The sequence below is a fragment of the Streptococcus sp. 714 genome (genome assembly GCF_013277115.1).
In the GTDB taxonomy this organism is placed as follows: Bacteria; Bacillota; Bacilli; order Lactobacillales; family Streptococcaceae; genus Streptococcus.
The window spans coordinates 178,494-196,706 of sequence record NZ_VMMH01000003.1; the positions used below are offsets into that span (position 1 = coordinate 178,494).

Below are 18,213 nucleotides of genomic sequence, written 5' to 3' on the forward strand. Positions count from 1 at the left end.
TTGGATTATTAAATTCCTTAAGTCAGGCACTGAAATATCTGACCGGGATTCAAAGATACTTGTTGAGTTGCGGGAGGTATTTGATACTCAATGAAAATCAAAGAGCAAACTAGGAAGCTAGCCGCAGGTTGCTCAAAAAACACTGTTTTGAGGTTGCAGATAGAGCTGACGTGGTTTGAAGAGATTTTCGAAGAGTATAAAAATACCACACTTTGTAAGTTTACAATGTGTGGTTGTATTTTATCTCTTAGACCAAGTCCTCTTCATAAAGAGAAGTAGGATTGGATAAATCTCCAAACGTCCTGCAATCATTGCAAAGGAGAGGAGAATTTTTGAGATAGGACTAAAGATTGAGAAGCTAGAAGTTGTTCCTAGAATAGGCCCGATATTATTGAAACAGCTGAAGACAGCGCTGGTCACAACTAGAAAATCATTGCTATCTAGGCTGACAATAAAGATAAGTGCTAGCAAAATCATAGCATAGATGACAAAGTACTTGAGAATCTTATGCTGGGTATCCTTATCAATCACTGTTTTATTAACATGGAGGGTCAAAACACGGTGGGGGGATAGGATTGACAAAATCTGGTTTTTGGCAATTTTTGAAAGGATGAGGCCTCGAATAACCTTGAGTCCACCTGCGGTTGAACCAGCAGAACCACCGATTCCCATAAGGAAGAGGAGGATAAACTGGGAGAAGAGGGGCCAGTTGGTAATATCTCCGTAACCAAAACCAGTCGTCGTAATGATATTGGAAACCTGGAAGAAGGCCATTTCAAAGCTCTTAGAAAATCCTGGATAGAGATAGAGGGTATTAAGACTAATCAAGCCTGTAGAAACCAGTACGATGACCAAGTAAGCCCGAAGTTCTTCATCTCCTAAAAAGGCTTTGACGCGACGGAGCATGAGGTAGTAGTAGAGGTTGAAATTTACCCCAAAAACCATAACTCCGATACTAACCAGATAGGTAATTAGTGAGCTGCCATAGTGAGCAATTCCATCGTTATAGACTGTAAAACCTCCTGTACCTGCTGTCCCCATAGCGATGACAAAACTATCAAATAGGGGCATGCCAGCTAGATAATAGATAATGACAAAGAGGGAAAAGAGAGCTAGATAAAGGAGATAGAGAATCTGGGCAGTATTTTTGAGCTTGGATACAACCTTACCAAAAACAGGGCCAGGGACCTCAGCCTTCATCACCTCTAGGTGGCTATTCTTGGCATTATCCATAATAGCAAGTGCAAAAACAAGCACTCCCATTCCTCCGATCAAGTGGGTAAAACTTCGCCAGAAGAGGAGGGAACGGCTGAGGACCGAAACATCGTTCAGAATAGTTGCTCCAGTAGTTGTAAAGCCAGAACTAATCTCAAAAAAGGCATCGATAACGCTGGGAATTTGCCCAGCAAAGACAAAGGGGAGACCGCCAAAGAAAGACCATAGGATCCAACAGAGGGCCACAATCAAGATTCCCTCCTTGGCATAAATCCGTTGATTTTTTGGTTTTTGCAAACTCCCTGAACCGCCTAGCAATACGAGAATCCCTATTGTTGAAAAGAGGGCTGTAAAAACTTGGCTAGATTCATGGTAATAGATAGCAACAGCCACAGGAACCAAAAGAAGAACAGCTTCAATCAGAAGTAACTTTGAAAGGAGATAACGAATCATACTTTTATTCATCTCTTACCTCGCGATTAAGTCATAAATCTTAGTGATATTCGGCAATAAGGTCGTTACTAGAAGTTTGTCACCGACTTCAAGCATATCCTCTCCAGTAGGGAAAATCGTTTTGCCCTTTCGAATGATGGCTGCAATAAGAACTCCTTTTTTTAGTTTCAGTTGAGAAAGAGGTTTGGCAGTCATTTTATTGGCTTCCTTGATATGGAATTGTAGGGTTTCGATTTGACCATTTGCTAGATGGTGCATGGCTTGAAGGTCTGAATACTGAGCATTAACACGACCACGAATAAAGTGCATGATTGTATCTACAGCGATGATTTTCGGAGTGATAATGCTTGAGAAATCAGGCGCATGAATAATTTCAAGGAGACTAGTTCTGTTAACCTTGCTAATATTTTTTTGCACCCCGACACTATCCAGGAACATAGAAGTAATAATATTCTCTTCGTCAACTCCTGTTAGGGTTGCTACTGCATCATAGTTTTGAGCACTTTCTTCTAGTAAGATATCTTTTGCGGTACCATCTCCTTGGACAATATAGAGATTAGGGAATTTCTCACTAAAGAAACGTGCCCTTTCAGGATTAATCTCGATGACTTTTGTATCAATACGACTGTCTTTGAGGATACCTAGTAGATAATAGGCAATTCTACCTGCTCCAACGATGAGAAGGCTCTTCACAGCACGAGATTTGAAATAATTATGGAAGAGCATCATATCAACACGGTTACCAGTGACAAAGATTCTATCTTTATCCTGTATGGTCATATCACCACTTGGGATGATAATTTGATGATCCCTTTCTATAGCGCAGACAATGACATTGCCAAATTTTTTCCGAAAATCAGAAATGGGCATTTGGCAAAGACTGCTAGTTGATTTGACGACAAATTCCATCAGGCTAACGCGTCCACCAGCAAAGCGTTCGACAGATAGGGCGTTGGGGAAGTCAATGATATTGGCGATAGCGCGGGCAGCTAAGAGTTCAGGGTTAACGATAAGAGAAAAACCGAGAATATTCTTTTCCTTGAAATAAGAGTTAGAATATTCAGGATTGCGCACCCGAACGATGGTTTCTTTAGCTCCCATTTTTTTGGCTAGAACTGCTGCAATCATGTTCACTTCATCGTATTCAGTCAAGGCGATAAAGATATCACAATCCTGAACACTGGCTTGCTCAAGGATGGTGAAATCGGCCCCGTTACCAAGGATACCCATGATATCAAAGCGATTAACAATATGATTGAGAACAGCTTCGTCTTGCTCAATCAGCAAAACATCATGCTTTTCTGCAACCAAGGAGCGACAGAGGGCAAAACCAACTTTTCCCCCTCCGACAAGGATAATTTTCATAATAAAACCTACTTTTTCATGATGTAACTATCATACCCTTTTTCAAGAAAAAATGCACCTACTAGCTAATAACCAGAGCTTTTAATGGAATTTTGTTATAAGGTAAAACTATATCCCAATCATTTAAAATAGCTATTAGCACCTTTCTCTGAAATATGGTATGATAAAGGGTATACAAGGAGACAAAATGAATAATAATTTACTGGTATTACAATCAGACTTTGGTCTGGTTGATGGTGCGGTATCGGCTATGATTGGAGTGGCTTTAGAAGAGTCCCCAACCTTAAAAATCCATCACTTGACGCACGATATCACGCCTTATAATATTTTTGAGGGGAGCTATCGTCTCTTTCAGACGGTGGATTACTGGCCTGAGGGAACGACTTTTGTATCGGTTGTCGATCCAGGTGTCGGTTCGAAACGTAAGAGCGTGGTTGCCAAGACTGCAAAAAATCAATACATTGTCACGCCAGACAATGGGACGCTTTCTTTTATCAAGAAACACGTTGGCATTGTAGCTATTCGTGAGATTTCTGAAGTAGCCAATAGACGTCAAAATACAGAGCATTCTTATACCTTCCACGGTCGTGATGTTTATGCCTATACTGGTGCTAAACTAGCCAGTGGTCACATTACTTTTGAGGAAGTGGGGCCAGAACTCAGTGTGGACCAGATTGTAGAGCTTCCAGTCGTAGAGACAATCATTGAGGATCATCTGGTGAAGGGAGCAATCGACATTCTGGATGTGCGTTTCGGTTCGCTTTGGACCTCTATCACGCGAGAAGAATTTTACAAGCTGGAACCAGAATTCGGTGATCGTTTTGAAGTGACTATCTATCATGCAGATATGCTGGTCTATCAAAATCAGGTTGTTTATGGCAAATCATTTGCGGATGTGAGAATTGGGCAACCAATCCTTTACATTAATTCTCTCTATCGTTTAGGTCTGGCTATTAATCAAGGTTCTTTTGCCAAGGCTTATAATGTAGGTGTCGGTTCATCTTGGACCATTGAAATAAAGAAAATAGAATCATAAAATAGGAGAATATAGATGAAAAATCAATCAATTAAACAAGTTGTTGCTATCGGTGTTGGAGCTGCACTCTTTGTTGTTATCGGGATGATTAGCATTCCGACGCCTGTTCCAAATACAAGCATCCAGCTTCAGTATGCGGTACAGAGCCTCTTGTCTATCATTTTTGGCCCTCTAGTGGGATTACTTGTTGGTTTAATTGGGCATGCAGTGAAGGACTCTCTTGCTGGCTACGGTCTTTGGTGGACTTGGATTATTGCTAGCGGTCTCTTTGGTCTAGCTGTAGGTCTCTTTAGAAAATACATTCGAGTAACACAGGGTATTTTTGGGTTGAAAGATATTGTCTTCTTTAACCTCATTCAGATTGTTGCAAATGCTCTTGTTTGGGGAGTCTTGGCACCACTTGGAGATGTTGTGATTTATCAAGAAGCGGCAGAAAAAGTATTTGCTCAAGGGATTGTTGCAGGTATTGCTAACGCTGTGACTATTGCTATTGCAGGAACTCTTCTTTTGATAGCTTATTCACGTACGCAGACTCGTTCAGGAAGTTTGAAAAAGGATTAACATAAGGGAAAAGGCTGGGCAACCGGTCTTTTTCACTACTTATAGACTAGTCAAGCAAGCTAGCTAGGCTAGGAATCTTTTTGGCGCTAAGATTTTAAGAGAAGAGACTGCAAGAAGGGTTCGATTTATGATAAAATAGAAGTCTAAGAAGCGAATGAAGAGAGTAAGATGAAAGAAGCTATAATTGAGTGGAAGGATTTCTCTTTCCAGTATGAAACGCAACAAGAACCTACCTTGCAAGGGGTGAATTTGGCCATTTACAAGGGAGAGAAAGTCTTAATTGTTGGTCCATCTGGGTCAGGTAAGTCTACCTTGGGTCAATGTTTGAATGGGATTATTCCCAATATTTACAAGGGTCAGATGTCTGGAGAATTTTTGATCAAGGGCCAAGCAGCCTTTGATATGAGCATCTATGATAAATCTCATCTGGTTAGCACGGTTTTGCAGGATACAGATGGGCAGTTTATTGGCCTGTCTGTGGCAGAGGATTTGGCTTTTGCTCTTGAAAATGATGTGACAGCTCTAGAAGAGATGAAAAGTCGTGTTCATAAATGGGCTGAAAAGCTGGACCTTATCCCTTTACTAACTCAGCGTCCTCAAGATTTGTCAGGTGGACAAAAGCAGCGGGTCAGTCTGGCTGGTGTCTTGATTGATGAGAGTCCGATTCTTTTGTTTGATGAACCACTCGCCAATCTAGATCCCAAGTCAGGTCAGGATATTATCGAGTTGATTGACCAGATTCATAAGGAGGAAGGGACGACGACCCTTATTATTGAGCACCGTTTGGAGGATGTTCTGCATCGCTCTGTGGATCGGATTGTCTTGATAAACGATGGTCGTATCCTCTTTAATGGGAGCCCTGACCAGCTACTGGCGACTGATCTGTTGACTCAAAATGGAATTCGAGAACCCCTTTATCTAACTACTCTTCGTCAATTGGGTGTGGATTTAGTCAAGGAAGCACAATTAGCAAATCTGGATAACTTGTCTATCTCAAAAGGCCAGGTTCAGTTACAGACGGAGCTGGCAAAAGAAACCCAAGAATTGCAGTCACTCTTTAGATTAGAGGATGTGTCTTTTTCTTATGATGATAGACTGATTTTAAAATCCATTTATCTGGATATTAAAAAGGGCGAAAAGATTGCCATTGTCGGAAAAAATGGAGCTGGGAAATCAACTCTAGCCAAGGCCTTAAGTAGCTTTATTCAGACGGAAGGTCGCTATCTTTGGGAAGGACAGGATATCAAAGGAGATTCTGTTGCAGAGCGGGCAGAACGAGTAGGCTATGTGCTGCAAAATCCCAATCAAATGATTTCAACCAATATGATTTTTGATGAGGTGGCTCTAGGGCTTCGTTTGCGAGGTGTGGATGAGAAGGAAATTGAAACGAGAGTTTATGAAACCTTGAAAATCTGTGGTCTTTATGAATTCCGTAATTGGCCAATTTCTGCTCTGTCATTTGGGCAGAAAAAGCGTGTGACTATTGCATCGATTTTGGTTTTAGGAGCTGAAATTATACTCCTAGATGAACCGACAGCTGGTCAAGACCAGAAGAACTATACTGAGATTATGGAATTTCTCGAAGAGCTGCATCAAAAAGGGCATACGATTGTCATGATTACCCATGATATGCAATTGATGCTGGATTATTCAGATCGGGCTCTTGTCATGGTGGACGGGGAATTGATTGCTGATACTGATCCAGCTAGTCTATTGAGCAATCCCGAGCTGTTAGTAAAAGCCAATCTAAAAGAAACCTCTATCTTCAACTTGGCTAAGAAGCTCGACGTTGATCCACTTGCTTTAACGGCATTTTACAAAGAAAGGAGAGAAGGATGCAAGCTAAATTAATCGGTTACCAGCATAGAGATACTGTGATTCATCGCTTGTCAGGAGCTGGTAAACTTCTCTTTTTCATTCTCGTGTCATTGGCTGCCATGATTAGCTATGATACCAGACTGCTTGTTCTGATTGCCATCTTTTCGGTCTTTCTCCTCTATTTGTCAGAAATCCGCTTTAAAGATGTTTCCTTTGTAGCCGTTTTTGCGACGGTATTTGCCGTTTTAAACGTCTTGATGGTCTATCTCTTTTCTCCCGAGTATGGGGTTGGACTTTACGGAGAGAAAAGTGTGATTTGGCAGGGAATCGGTGCCTACACTCTGACCAGTCAAGAACTCTTTTATCTGCTAAATTTGGCTATTAAGTACCTTTGCACCATTCCTCTGGCTATTATCTTTTTGATGACAACCCATCCTAGTCAGTTTGCTTCCAGTTTAAATCAAATCGGTGTGCCTTATAAGATTGCCTATTCTGTCAGCCTAACCTTGCGCTATATTCCAGATTTGCAGGAAGAATTCTTTACCATCAAGATGTCTCAAGAAGCGCGTGGGATGGAATTATCTAAGAAAGCTTCTCTTATGCAACGAATCAAAGGCAATTTGCGCATTATCACTCCCTTGATTTTTAGCTCGCTAGAACGCATTGATACCATCGCGACCGCCATGGAGCTTCGCCGCTTTGGGAAAGAGAAAAAACGCACTTGGTATAGTTACCAGGCCTTGAAAAAAGGAGACTATATAACCTTGCTCTTGGCAACCTTGTTTTTAGTAGCTAGTTTACTACTTATCTTGCAGAATCAGGGACGATTTTACAACCCTTGGAAATAGCTTGAAAAAATTGAAAAAATCAAGTCGTTTCTATTGACAATGATTCTGAAAGTGTTATACTAAGAAAGTAGTTTCGCTGATTTACTTCAAACCTGTTGTGAGGTAAGTTAACGATGCCTTAACCACGCTGTTTGCTGAGCTTGACTCCGGGCAGTGTGGCTATTTTTTTGCAATGGTGAAAGGAAGCAAGTCATGACAAATCACATTGTATTATTTGAACCTCAAATTCCACAAAATACAGGCAATATCGCGCGTACTTGCGCTGCGACCAATTCTCCCCTCCACATCATCAAGCCAATGGGTTTTCCTATTGATGACCGCAAGATGAAGCGGGCTGGATTGGATTATTGGGATAAGCTAGAGATTTATTTTTACGAGAGTTTGGAAGATTTCATGTCTCAGATGAAGGGAAAACTCTATCTGATTTCAAAATTCGCGGAAAAAGTCTATTCTGAGGTAGATTTATCGACTGACGAAGACCATTATTTTCTCTTTGGCCGTGAAGACAAGGGCTTGCCTGAGGACTTCATGCGCGAACATCCTGAGAAAGCTCTCCGTATTCCTATGAACGATGAACACGTCCGCAGTCTCAATGTGTCTAATACCGTTTGCATGATTGTTTACGAAGCCCTTCGCCAGCAGAACTTTGCTGGTCTTGAGCTTGTTCATACCTATGAAGTGGATAAATTGAAATAAAAAATGAAAATGAACAAAATGCTTGCGCTTGCAAGCGTTTTTTGTTATGATAAAAGAGTCTTCAGGGCAGGGTGAAATTCCCGACCGGCGGTAAATTTGACTAGCTATTTTAGCTTTCTCGTCGTTGTCTTGTCTGGATATACTTTAAGTATTATCTTCGACTGCGACGCCTAGATAAATCTAAAATATCTTAGCCAAATAAGTCCGCGAGCGCAAGCTGATGTGGTGAGATTCCACAACCGACAGTATAGTCTGGATGGGAGAAGACGAAAGAATAGCTTTGTCTGTTCTGATGGATTTATAGCCGAATTGTAACCGCTTGCTTTAATTTTCTTTAATAGAGTAAGAGGAAAGATTTGGGATATAAAAAGTAAGAATAGATAGAGGAATCCTTTCTAACTTCTTCTGATTTTATAGAAAATTGGAGGAACCTGTTATGACAAACACACGTCGACTTTCGACCATTGCAATTCTATCAGCCATCTCATTTGTGCTGATGTACTTTGACTTTCCGCTTTTACCAGCGGCGTCCTTCCTCAAGATCGAATTTAGTATCTTGCCAGTCCTTGTGGGTCTGGTGGTCATGGATTTGCCTGCTGCTCTAGGAATTCTCTTGCTTCGCTCACTCTTGAAACTGCTTCTTAACAGTCAGGGAGTGAATACTTACATTGGTTTGCCGATGAATATCGTGGCTTTGGGAGTTTTTGTCATCGTATTTGCTTTGATTTGGAAAAAGGAACGGACAACCCTTCGTTTCCTACTAGGCTCTCTAGCTGGAACTATTGGTTTGACCGTAGCTATGTTGGTTCTCAACTATGTTTACGCTGTTCCTTTGTACGCTAAGTTTGCTAACTTTGATATTGGAAAAATTTTGGGACTGTCCAACTACCTAATGACTATGGTATTGCCTTTTAACTTGATTGAGGGTGTAATCTTTTCCGTTTCATTCTGGTTGTTGTACGTTCTCTTGAAACCAACCTTAAAACATTATGAAAGATAAACAAACATTTTTAATGAAGGGCAGTTTTGCCCTTTTACTTTTCGTTATTCTTGGCTATATTGTCAAATTTTACCCTGAAACGCTGGTCGGTTTTGACCAACCGATTCAGACTGCCGTTCGAGGAGACTTACCAGATTATTTGACTATTCTTTTTAGGGCCATCACACGCTTGATTGATATTCCGGTGATTATCACTTGGGTTGTCATTACAGCTTTTATCTTTTATCGTAAGCGATGGAAGATTGAAAGCCTACTTATGCTGGGGAATTTGGCTTTAGCAGGTCTTTCAATCGTGACCTTTAAAAATATCTACCAGCGCCCACGACCAGCTATTTTACACTTGGTTGAGGAGAAAGGATTTTCCTTCCCAAGTGGGCATTCTCTGGCTGTAACCTTGATGATTGGCTCTCTGATTGTCATTCTCAGTCAACGGATTAAAAATCCAGTCTGGAGAAAAATCGTGCAAATCGTCCTTGCTCTCTATCTAGTCAGTGTGCTGATATCAAGGGTCTATCTGGGAGTTCATTACCCATCAGATGTCCTTGCCAGTCTCTGTGTGGGTTTGGGAGTCCTGTTTATCGAGTTTCCCTTCTATGACAAGCTCCGCTTCCAATGGCGATTTAAAGGCAAGCAGAAGTGAGATAGGTCTTGCAAGAATGGTAAAAATCTGATAAACTAAGTAGTAATTGAATAGAAATCTGCAAGACTAGTAACTCAAGGGAAGTATATCAGGGAGGAGAGCCGTGACTGCAAGCTCTCTATATGAAAGCTGGGTGAATTCACTTGCGCATGGATTTAGAAATGAAGGTCTGACTTGTCAGATAAAAACGGATGGTACCGCGTGTCAACGCTCCGAGTGGAGTTTTTGACATGTGGTTTTCTTTTTATCTAAGAGGGACTGATGGAGGAATTATGTCAACTATTGAAGAACAATTAAAAGCGCTTCGCGAAGAAACGCTGGCTAGCTTGAAGCAGATTACTGCTGAAAATGAAAAAGAGATGCAAGACTTGCGTGTCTCTGTCCTTGGTAAAAAGGGTTCGCTCACTGAAATCCTCAAAGGGATGAAAGATGTTTCTGCTGAGATGCGTCCAATCATTGGGAAACACGTCAATGAAGCGCGTGATGTCTTGACAGCAGCCTTTGAAGAAACTGCTAAGCTCTTGGAAGAAAAGAAAGTCGCAGCTCAACTGGCTAGCGAGAGTATCGATGTGACACTTCCAGGTCGTCCTGTTGCGACTGGTCACCGTCATGTCCTCACACAAACAAGTGAAGAAATCGAAGATATTTTCATTGGGATGGGGTACCAAGTTGTGGATGGTTTTGAAGTGGAGCAAGACTACTATAACTTTGAACGCATGAACCTTCCCAAAGACCATCCAGCCCGTGATATGCAGGACACTTTCTATATCACAGAAGAAATCTTGCTCCGTACCCACACGTCTCCAGTTCAGGCGCGTGCTATGGATGCACATGATTTTTCAAAAGGTCCTTTGAAAATGATCTCGCCAGGGCGTGTGTTCCGTCGTGATACAGACGATGCGACCCACAGTCACCAGTTCCACCAAATCGAAGGTTTGGTTGTTGGGAAAAATATCTCTATGGCAGACCTTCAAGGAACGCTTCAGTTGATTGTCCAAAAAATGTTTGGTGAAGAGCGTCAGATTCGTCTGCGTCCATCTTATTTCCCATTCACAGAGCCATCTGTTGAGGTGGATGTTTCCTGCTTCAAGTGTGGTGGAGAAGGCTGTAATGTATGTAAGAAAACAGGTTGGATCGAGATTATGGGTGCCGGTATGGTTCACCCACGTGTCCTTGAAATGAGTGGTATCGATGCGACTGTTTACTCTGGCTTTGCTTTTGGTCTTGGTCAAGAGCGTGTAGCCATGCTCCGTTACGGAATCAACGATATCCGTGGATTCTACCAAGGAGATGTCCGCTTCTCAGAACAGTTTAAATAAGGTTGAAACCTGAAACATAGTCCTATACAGTTCTAGTCATTTTCTCTAGATGAGAATGGCAAGGACTGACTCGAAGAAAAAGAAAGGAATTGAAAAGGTCACACTTGGTGGAACCTTACAATCAGAATTATGCTTGTATCTTATAAATGGTTAAAAGAATTGGTGGACATTGATGTGCCATCACAGGAGTTGGCTGAAAAAATGTCAACTACAGGGATCGAGGTAGAGGGTGTCGACTCACCTGCTGCTGGTCTCTCAAAAATTGTCGTCGGTGAGATCTTGTCCTGCGAAGATGTTCCAGAAACTCACCTTCATGTTTGTCAGGTTAACGTTGGCGAAGAAGAAGCCCGTCAGATCGTTTGTGGTGCCCCAAATGTGCGTGCTGGTATCAAGGTCATGGTGGCACTTCCAGGAGCTCGTATCGCTGACAATTACAAAATCAAAAAAGGGAAAATCCGTGGCTTAGAGTCACTTGGAATGATCTGTTCACTTGGTGAATTGGGCATTTCTGACTCAGTTGTACCTAAGGAATTTGCAGATGGTATTCAAATCTTGCCAGAAGATGCAGTTCCTGGAGATGAAGTCTTTTCTTATCTAGACTTGGATGATGAAATTATCGAACTTTCCATCACTCCTAATCGTGCAGACGCTCTTTCTATGCGTGGAGTAGCGCACGAAGTGGCATCTATCTATGACAAGGCAGTCAACTTTAAAGAATTTACTCTTTCAGAAACTGACCAAGCTGCAGCAGATGCCCTTTCTGTGGGCATTGAGACAGACAAGGCGCCTTACTATGCGGCTCGTATCTTGGATAATGTGACCATCGCACCAAGTCCACAATGGTTGCAAAACCTCCTCATGAACGAAGGTATCCGTCCTATCAATAACGTAGTGGACGTGACCAACTACATCCTGCTCTATTTTGGTCAACCTATGCATGCCTTTGACTTGGATACCTTTGAAGGGACTGATATCCGTGTACGTGAAGCGCGTGCTGGTGAAAAATTGGTGACTTTAGATGGTGAAGAACGTGACTTGGACGTGAATGACTTAGTTATCACTGTCGCAGACAAGCCAGTAGCTCTTGCAGGTGTCATGGGTGGGCAAGCAACAGAAATCTCGGAAAAATCTAGTCGCGTTGTCCTTGAAGCTGCTGTCTTCAATGGCAAATCTATCCGTAAAACTAGCGGTCGCTTGAATCTTCGTTCTGAGTCATCTTCTCGCTTTGAAAAAGGCATCAATGTGGCAACAGTCAATGAAGCCCTTGATGCGGCGGCTAGCATGATTGCAGAACTTGCTGGTGCGACGGTTCGTAAGGGCATCGTTTCAGCAGGTGAGCTTGATACTTCTGATGTGGAAGTTTCTTCTACCCTTGCAGACGTCAACCGTGTCCTTGGAACAGATCTTTCATACGCTGATGTTGAAGATGTCTTCCGTCGTCTTGGCTTTGGCCTTTCTGGCAATGCAGAATCATTTACAGTCAGCGTACCCCGTCGTCGTTGGGATATAACTATTGAAGCAGACCTTTTTGAAGAAATCGCTCGTATCTATGGATATGACCGCTTGCCAACCAGTCTTCCAAAAGACGATGGTACAGCAGGTGAATTGACTGCGACACAAAAACTTCGTCGTCAAGTTCGTACGATCGCTGAAGGGGCAGGATTGACAGAAATCATCACCTACGCTCTGACAACTCCTGAAAAAGCCGTTGAGTTCACAGCTCAACCAAGTAACCTTACAGAACTTATGTGGCCAATGACTGTGGACCGTTCTGTCCTCCGTCAAAATATGATCTCAGGTATCCTTGATACCGTTGCCTATAACGTGGCTCGTAAGAACAAAAACTTGGCTCTTTACGAAATTGGAAAAGTCTTTGAACAAACTGGCAATCCAAAAGAAGAACTTCCAAATGAGATCAATAGCTTTGCCTTTGCCTTGACAGGCTTGGTTGCTGAAAAAGATTTCCAAACGGCAGCAGTTCCAGTTGATTTCTTCTATGCTAAGGGAATTCTAGAAGCCCTCTTTACTCGCTTGGGACTAGAAGTGACCTATACAGCTACAGCTGAAATTGCAAGTCTCCACCCAGGTCGTACAGCTGTGATTTCACTTGGTGACCAAGTTCTTGGTTTCCTTGGCCAAGTGCATCCAGTCACTGCTAAGGCTTACGATATTCCAGAAACGTATGTAGCGGAGCTTAACCTTTCAGCCATCGAGGCTGCCCTTCAGCCAGCAGCTCCATTTGTGGAAATCACGAAATTCCCAGCAGTTAGCCGTGACGTTGCCCTTCTCCTCAAAGCAGAAGTGACTCACCAAGAAGTTGTGGACGCTATCCAGGCTGCAGGCGTGAAACGTTTGACAGATATCAAACTCTTTGACGTCTTCTCAGGTGAGAAATTGGGGCTTGGTATGAAGTCAATGGCTTATAGCTTGACCTTCCAAAATCCAGAAGATAGCTTAACGGACGAAGAAGTCGCACGCTACATGGAAAAAATCCAAACATCACTTGAAGAAAAAGTGAATGCAGAAGTGCGTTAACTCATCAATCCATCCTCCGGGGTGGATTTTTCTTTTCAAATAACAATTCAGGATCAAAAATAGACAGTTAAGGAACAGAGAAGATAAATCGGAGTTTACCAGTGTATAATGTACTCATAACTCAAAGTACCCCAAGATTTTTTACTAAAATGAGGATGATAAAAATGGACAGAAATCATTGTAAAGGCTATCAAAAAGGAGTATAATGAGTGCAAGACATTTCGGAGGTGAAAGATGCTAGAAGTAAGAAGTCTAGAGAAAAGTTTTGGACCCAAGCAAGTTTTGTTTGGTATTGACTTTCAAGCGCGACCAGGTCGTATTTTAGGGCTAGTCGGGAAAAACGGTGCTGGGAAAACAACGATTTTCCACAGTATTTTGAAATTTTTAGAATACCAAGGAGAAATCAGTCTGGATGGTCAGGATATTCGTCAGGAGACCTATGCTCGGATTGGCTATCTGCCTGAAGAACGTAGTCTCATGCCTAAATTGACAGTCCTTGAACAGGTTCGCTACTTGGCGACTCTAAAGGGCATGGATGCCAAGGAGGTCAAGGAAAAACTCCCTCAATGGATGAAGAGGTTGGAAGTGAAAGGCAAGTTGACAGATAAAATCAAGAGTCTGTCAAAAGGAAATCAGCAGAAGATTCAGCTTATTATTACTCTGATTCATGAGCCAGACTTGATTATCCTGGATGAACCTTTCAGTGGATTGGACCCAGTCAATACAGAATTGCTCAAGCAAGTCATTTTTCAGGAAAAAGAGCGCGGAGCAACCATTATCTTTTCTGACCATGTCATGACCAACGTCGAGGAGCTTTGTGATGATATTCTGATGATTCGAGATGGCCGTGTGGTCTTGCATGGACCGGTTCAGGATGTCCGCAATCAATACGGGAAAACGCGTCTCTTTGTTTCAAGTGAACGAAGCAAGGAAGAATTGGAAAACCTTCCTCATGTCAAGCAGGTGAGCTTGACCAAGCAAGGCAGTTGGAAATTGATCTTGGAGGATGAAAGCGCTGGAAGGGAACTCTTCCCAATCTTGACTCAGGGGCAATATATCGCAACCTTTGACCAACAAGCGCCAACAATCGATGAAATCTTTAAACTAGAATCAGGGGTGGAAGTATGAGAAATATGTGGGTTGTAATCAAGGAAACCTATCTTCGACATGTCAAATCGTGGAGTTTCTTCTTTATGGTGATTTCACCGTTCCTCTTTTTAGGAATCTCTGGAGGAATTGCTTATCTCCAAGGCTCTTCAATGGCTAAAAATGATAAAGTGGCAGTAGTGACAACAGTGCCATCTGTAGCAGAAGGATTGAAGAATGTAAATGGTGTTAACTTTGACTATAAAGACGAAGCAAGTGCCAAAGAAGCAATTAAAGACGAAAAATTAAAAGGCTATTTGACCATTGATCAAGAAGATAGTGTTCTAAAGGCAGTTTATCATGGCGAAACATCGCTTGAAAATGGAATTAAATTTGCAGTTACAGGTACACTCAATGAACTGCAAAATCAGCTTAATCGTTCAACTGCCTCCTTGTCTCAAGAGCAGGAAAAACGCTTAGCGCAGACAATTCAATTCACAGAAAAGATTGATGAAGCCAAGGAAAATAAAAAGTTTATTCAAACAATGGCAGCAGGAGCCTTAGGATTCTTTCTTTATATGATCCTGATTACCTATGCGGGTGTAACGGCTCAGGAAGTTGCCAGTGAAAAAGGCACCAAAATTATGGAAGTCGTCTTTTCTAGCATAAGGGCTAGTCACTATTTCTATGCACGGATGATGGCTCTGTTTCTGGTGATTTTAACGCATATCGGGATTTATGTTGTAGGTGGTCTGGCAGCTATTCTGCTCTTTAAGGATTTGCCTTTCTTGGCTCAGTCTGGTATTTTGAATCACTTGGGAGATGCATTCTCACTGAATACATTGCTCTTTATTTTGGTCAGTCTCTTTATGTATGTGGTCTTGGCAGCCTTCCTAGGATCTATGGTTTCTCGTCCTGAGGACTCGGGAAAAGCCTTGTCGCCTTTGATGATTTTGATTATGGGTGGTTTTTTTGGAGTGACAGCTCTGGGGGCAGCTGGTGACAATCTTATCTTGAAGATTGGTTCTTATATTCCCTTTATTTCGACCTTCTTCATGCCATTTAGAACCATTAATGGCTATGCAGGGGGAGTAGAAGCATGGATTTCACTTGCTATTACAGTGATTTTTGCAGTGGTAGCAACAGGATTTATCGGACGCATGTATGCCAGCCTAGTCCTTCAAACGGATGATTTAGGGATTTGGAAAACCTTTAGACGTGCCTTATCTTATAAATAGAAGAGCCTCGCGAAAGCGAGGTTTTTTAGAGATAAAAAGAGTGGAATTCAGAAAAATATTTTTCATATCTATTGACTTTTAGGGGTGAAATTTGGTATTATAGTAGGCGGTATTGTTTACCCCATTTGAAAGGCCCCGGAACCTTCCAAATACTTTTCGATGGGAAGGAACACCCATCACCGTAAACAAAAATCGAACTATATATAGGAGAAATCATGAACAAAACAACATTTATGGCTAAACCAGGCCAAGTTGAACGTAAATGGTACGTAGTTGACGCAACTGATGTACCACTTGGACGTCTTTCTGCAGTAGTTGCTAGCGTACTTCGCGGAAAAAACAAACCAACATTTACACCACACACTGATACAGGTGACTTTGTGATTGTTATCAATGCTGAAAAAGTTAAATTGACTGGTAAAAAAGCAACTGATAAAATCTACTACACTCACTCAAACCACCCAGGTGGATTGAAACAAATCTCTGCAGGTGAACTTCGTTCTAAAAATGCAGTACGTTTGATCGAGAAATCAGTTAAAGGTATGCTTCCACACAATACACTTGGACGCGCTCAAGGTATGAAGTTGAAAGTATTTGTTGGAGCTGAGCACACTCACGCTGCACAACAACCAGAAGTTCTTGACATTTCAGGACTTATCTAAGGAAAGGAACAATAAAGTATGTCACAAGCACAATATGCAGGTACTGGACGTCGTAAAAACGCTGTTGCACGCGTTCGCCTTGTTCCAGGAACTGGTAAAATCACTGTTAACAAAAAAGATGTTGAAGAGTACATCCCACACGCTGACCTTCGTCTTGTCATCAACCAACCATTCGCAGTTACTTCAACTGTAGGTTCATACGACGTTTTCGTTAACGTTGTAGGTGGTGGATACGCTGGTCAATCAGGAGCTATCCGTCACGGTATCGCTCGTGCCCTTCTTCAAGTAGACCCAGACTTCCGCGATTCATTGAAACGCGCAGGACTTCTTACTCGTGACTCACGTAAAGTTGAACGTAAGAAACCAGGTCTTAAGAAAGCTCGTAAAGCATCACAATTCTCAAAACGTTAATCAATACGATTATATCAACGTTTCAAAGCACTTCATGGTTCACACCATGGGGTGTTTTTTTGATGAATTTTGGCAAAATTCACACCATTTTTCACACCAAATTCACACCATTACTTTTTTAGATTGCGATAAGCAATCTCTCCAACAGCCATTGGAATGACATTTGAAGTATTGACATAAGTCTTTGTTGTAATCGTGTCACTATGTGTTAGAGCCTCAGATATATCTTCAATAGATGTTCCAGCCTGTTTTGCTAATGTTGCCCCTGTATGTCTTAATTTATGAGGTGTAGCATGCTTAAGTTCAGGATGACGACGTTTGACAGATTTCATTTTATTATTAAGATAGTCAGAGTGTAGAGGGCTATTAACATTACCCTTCATATCGATATAAGTAAAGACATACTGTTCATTGGATTGGATAATTCCAAATTTTGCTAGTTCATCTTTTTGCTGTTTTTTCCATTCTTTAAGTAAGTTAGTCAATTCAATGGGAATTCGGAAAGTTGTCTTTTTATTCCCTTTGGTAGACTTTGGATTTTTGTATTTATCCAAAGCTTGTACTAACTGAATTTCCTGATCACTTGTATTGATATGCTTCCATTGTAAAGCGTAGCTCTCTGATTTTCTATCTCCCAAGAAAAAGGTGGTATAAAACAAAACATAGTCTTTGAATAGAATTTTTCCAGTATCTAAATCCTTTTCAAAAGCTGTAAACCATGCTTGAAGTTCTTCTTGAGATAGGTATAAATCTTCATCTTTTTTAGATTCTTGCAACTTGATTTTCTTAGTGGCTTTGATACGACTTATTGTTTTAGATAGGCGGTTTGTTTCGATGTATTCTAATTCTTCCGCCCAGTCAAAGATAGAATTAACGTAGCTCCTGATAACTTTGAAATTTGCATATTCTTCAGCCTTTTGAGTTAATAGATTTAAAACAACTTGTTTATTTTGATTGAGAAACTCAATAGAGTAGTTACCAAGCATAGGTAAGATATGTTTTCTAAAGGCAATTTCTGTACCAGTTATGGTAGCTTGAGAAGGTGGCTTAGTTGTAGAAGTGGTTTGTCCTGCTTTGTAGGATTCCCACCAAACGTTTTTATAGAAGTCGGAAAAGAGTATAGAACCATTATTTTCTAGTAAGGCTGATTCCCCACTAATAATTTTGTCAATCTTGTTTTGAAGTTCTAGTTCGTATTTTTTTGCTTCACTCCTTGTTTTGAACCGTTTTTCAATCACTTTCTTATCAACACCTAGTGAAGACTTAACTTCCTCAGGAATATAGATTCGTAAGCGATAAGTTCCATTTTTAGTTTTTGTAATTGACATAG

General features: G+C 41.4%; 16 protein-coding genes and 1 riboswitch. Of the genes, 13 read left to right on the forward strand and 3 right to left on the reverse strand.

What is annotated here, in order from left to right; all coding sequences use genetic code 11:
- Positions 1-240: 240 nt before the first annotated feature.
- Both HT718_RS01315 and trkA read right to left on the reverse strand, forming a co-directional pair.
- Positions 241-1,680: a TrkH family potassium uptake protein gene (locus HT718_RS01315; RefSeq protein WP_173266756.1), complete on the reverse strand. Its 1,440-nt coding sequence runs from the start codon at positions 1,678-1,680 to the stop codon at positions 241-243.
- A 3-nt stretch (positions 1,681-1,683) separates the two neighbouring features.
- A complete protein-coding gene (gene trkA, locus HT718_RS01320; protein WP_049539228.1) occupies positions 1,684-3,033 on the reverse strand; it encodes a Trk system potassium transporter TrkA in 1,350 nt (449 codons plus the stop codon).
- A gap of 187 nt (positions 3,034-3,220) precedes the next feature.
- Between trkA and HT718_RS01325 the strand changes: the two genes are divergently transcribed.
- The 13 genes from HT718_RS01325 (at position 3,221) to rpsI (ending at position 16,883) form a co-directional block, all read left to right on the forward strand.
- The gene (locus tag HT718_RS01325; RefSeq protein WP_001063594.1) at positions 3,221-4,069 is read left to right on the forward strand and encodes an S-adenosyl-l-methionine hydroxide adenosyltransferase family protein; all 849 of its coding nucleotides are present in this window, start codon (positions 3,221-3,223) and stop codon (positions 4,067-4,069) included.
- A gap of 15 nt (positions 4,070-4,084) precedes the next feature.
- Entirely contained in the window at positions 4,085-4,630 is a 546-nt protein-coding gene (locus tag HT718_RS01330) for an ECF-type riboflavin transporter substrate-binding protein (protein WP_049539230.1), read from the forward strand.
- Between the two features lie 168 nt (positions 4,631-4,798).
- Positions 4,799-6,481, forward strand: a complete 1,683-nt coding sequence (locus HT718_RS01335) for an ABC transporter ATP-binding protein (RefSeq protein ID WP_173266758.1) — start codon at positions 4,799-4,801, stop codon at positions 6,479-6,481.
- Positions 6,466-7,296 (forward strand): energy-coupling factor transporter transmembrane component T, encoded by an 831-nt coding sequence (locus HT718_RS01340; RefSeq protein ID WP_173266761.1) that lies wholly within the window; start codon positions 6,466-6,468, stop codon positions 7,294-7,296. The genes HT718_RS01335 and HT718_RS01340 overlap by 16 nt, the downstream gene beginning before the upstream one ends.
- Before the next feature lie 192 nt (positions 7,297-7,488).
- Positions 7,489-7,992 (forward strand): tRNA (cytidine(34)-2'-O)-methyltransferase, encoded by a 504-nt coding sequence (locus tag HT718_RS01345; RefSeq protein WP_000181388.1) that lies wholly within the window; start codon positions 7,489-7,491, stop codon positions 7,990-7,992.
- 53 nt (positions 7,993-8,045) lie between these two features.
- Positions 8,046-8,264, forward strand: a riboswitch (FMN riboswitch).
- Between the two features lie 164 nt (positions 8,265-8,428).
- Complete coding sequence (locus HT718_RS01350) at positions 8,429-8,992, forward strand: ECF transporter S component (protein WP_000185823.1); 564 nt, start codon at positions 8,429-8,431, stop codon at positions 8,990-8,992.
- Positions 8,982-9,632: a phosphatase PAP2 family protein gene (locus HT718_RS01355; protein ID WP_240147343.1), complete on the forward strand. Its 651-nt coding sequence runs from the start codon at positions 8,982-8,984 to the stop codon at positions 9,630-9,632. Before HT718_RS01350 ends, HT718_RS01355 begins: the two co-directional genes overlap by 11 nt.
- Positions 9,633-9,904: 272 nt before the next feature.
- Positions 9,905-10,951: a phenylalanine--tRNA ligase subunit alpha gene (gene pheS, locus HT718_RS01360; RefSeq protein ID WP_000103743.1), complete on the forward strand. Its 1,047-nt coding sequence runs from the start codon at positions 9,905-9,907 to the stop codon at positions 10,949-10,951.
- Between the two features lie 129 nt (positions 10,952-11,080).
- Positions 11,081-13,486, forward strand: a complete 2,406-nt coding sequence (gene pheT, locus HT718_RS01365) for a phenylalanine--tRNA ligase subunit beta (protein ID WP_173266763.1) — start codon at positions 11,081-11,083, stop codon at positions 13,484-13,486.
- A gap of 234 nt (positions 13,487-13,720) precedes the next feature.
- A complete protein-coding gene (locus tag HT718_RS01370; protein WP_000895282.1) occupies positions 13,721-14,614 on the forward strand; it encodes an ABC transporter ATP-binding protein in 894 nt (297 codons plus the stop codon).
- Positions 14,611-15,810, forward strand: a complete 1,200-nt coding sequence (locus HT718_RS01375) for an ABC transporter permease (RefSeq protein WP_173266766.1) — start codon at positions 14,611-14,613, stop codon at positions 15,808-15,810. The genes HT718_RS01370 and HT718_RS01375 overlap by 4 nt, the downstream gene beginning before the upstream one ends.
- A gap of 215 nt (positions 15,811-16,025) precedes the next feature.
- Positions 16,026-16,472 (forward strand): 50S ribosomal protein L13, encoded by a 447-nt coding sequence (gene rplM / locus HT718_RS01380; RefSeq protein ID WP_001044624.1) that lies wholly within the window; start codon positions 16,026-16,028, stop codon positions 16,470-16,472.
- Positions 16,473-16,490: 18 nt separating this feature from the next.
- Positions 16,491-16,883, forward strand: a complete 393-nt coding sequence (gene rpsI / locus HT718_RS01385) for a 30S ribosomal protein S9 (protein ID WP_000075973.1) — start codon at positions 16,491-16,493, stop codon at positions 16,881-16,883.
- A gap of 110 nt (positions 16,884-16,993) precedes the next feature.
- On the opposite strand, the gene HT718_RS01390 is transcribed toward rpsI, so the two are convergent.
- A complete protein-coding gene (locus HT718_RS01390) occupies positions 16,994-18,211 on the reverse strand; it encodes a tyrosine-type recombinase/integrase (protein WP_173266768.1) in 1,218 nt (405 codons plus the stop codon).
- Positions 18,212-18,213 lie beyond the last annotated feature (2 nt).

Excerpts from the sequence above, each read along its gene's own strand:
- HT718_RS01315 (WP_173266756.1), bottom strand. The coding sequence starts at position 1,680 with ATGAATAAAAGTATGATTCGTTATCTCCTTTCAAAGTTACTTCTGATT.
- trkA (WP_049539228.1), bottom strand. The coding sequence starts at position 3,033 with ATGAAAATTATCCTTGTCGGAGGGGGAAAAGTTGGTTTTGCCCTCTGT.
- HT718_RS01325 (WP_001063594.1), top strand. The coding sequence starts at position 3,221 with ATGAATAATAATTTACTGGTATTACAATCAGACTTTGGTCTGGTTGAT.
- HT718_RS01330 (WP_049539230.1), top strand. The coding sequence starts at position 4,085 with ATGAAAAATCAATCAATTAAACAAGTTGTTGCTATCGGTGTTGGAGCT.
- HT718_RS01335 (WP_173266758.1), top strand. The coding sequence starts at position 4,799 with ATGAAAGAAGCTATAATTGAGTGGAAGGATTTCTCTTTCCAGTATGAA.
- HT718_RS01340 (WP_173266761.1), top strand. The coding sequence starts at position 6,466 with ATGCAAGCTAAATTAATCGGTTACCAGCATAGAGATACTGTGATTCAT.
- HT718_RS01345 (WP_000181388.1), top strand. The coding sequence starts at position 7,489 with ATGACAAATCACATTGTATTATTTGAACCTCAAATTCCACAAAATACA.
- HT718_RS01350 (WP_000185823.1), top strand. The coding sequence starts at position 8,429 with ATGACAAACACACGTCGACTTTCGACCATTGCAATTCTATCAGCCATC.
- HT718_RS01355 (WP_240147343.1), top strand. The coding sequence starts at position 8,982 with ATGAAAGATAAACAAACATTTTTAATGAAGGGCAGTTTTGCCCTTTTA.
- pheS (WP_000103743.1), top strand. The coding sequence starts at position 9,905 with ATGTCAACTATTGAAGAACAATTAAAAGCGCTTCGCGAAGAAACGCTG.
- pheT (WP_173266763.1), top strand. The coding sequence starts at position 11,081 with ATGCTTGTATCTTATAAATGGTTAAAAGAATTGGTGGACATTGATGTG.
- HT718_RS01370 (WP_000895282.1), top strand. The coding sequence starts at position 13,721 with ATGCTAGAAGTAAGAAGTCTAGAGAAAAGTTTTGGACCCAAGCAAGTT.
- HT718_RS01375 (WP_173266766.1), top strand. The coding sequence starts at position 14,611 with ATGAGAAATATGTGGGTTGTAATCAAGGAAACCTATCTTCGACATGTC.
- rplM (WP_001044624.1), top strand. The coding sequence starts at position 16,026 with ATGAACAAAACAACATTTATGGCTAAACCAGGCCAAGTTGAACGTAAA.
- rpsI (WP_000075973.1), top strand. The coding sequence starts at position 16,491 with ATGTCACAAGCACAATATGCAGGTACTGGACGTCGTAAAAACGCTGTT.
- HT718_RS01390 (WP_173266768.1), bottom strand. The coding sequence starts at position 18,211 with ATGTCAATTACAAAAACTAAAAATGGAACTTATCGCTTACGAATCTAT.